Here is a 313-nt window from a genome sequence, read left to right on the forward strand (position 1 = left end):
TGCATCGTCATGAGTGGAGTTCGGTGCCGTCCCGAGCCGCGCCAGCACGCGGGCCAGCGGCCCGGCCGGCACCTTGGCGCCGCAGCCGCCGCAACGCATTGCCTCGATGGTCTGGGCCTCCATTGCTTGGCGCGCCCCGTCCTTTCCGGCGAAGGGCACCGTCGCGCCGGGTATGCCCCGCGGCAGAAGCGGCAGATCCCCGAAGCGACGCATGAAGCGCCGGTCGATGCGGTCCTTCCATCTCCAGACCCAGTGTCCCTCCGTATGGAGGCCCCCGCGCGCCGCGACCGCCCGCTGGTCTCCCATGGCGATG

At 71.9% G+C, this 313-nt stretch carries 1 protein-coding gene; it reads right to left on the bottom strand.

The window, feature by feature from the left end; all coding sequences use genetic code 11:
* The coding region (locus tag JT719_RS24480; RefSeq protein ID WP_207436409.1) for a hypothetical protein at positions 1 to 306 on the bottom strand (306 nt) is incomplete at its 3' end.
* Between the last annotated feature and the right edge of the window lie 7 nt (positions 307 to 313).

The organism is Sabulibacter ruber, assembly GCF_017355955.1.
Classification (GTDB): domain Bacteria; phylum Bacteroidota; class Bacteroidia; order Cytophagales; family Hymenobacteraceae; genus Nibribacter; species Nibribacter ruber_A.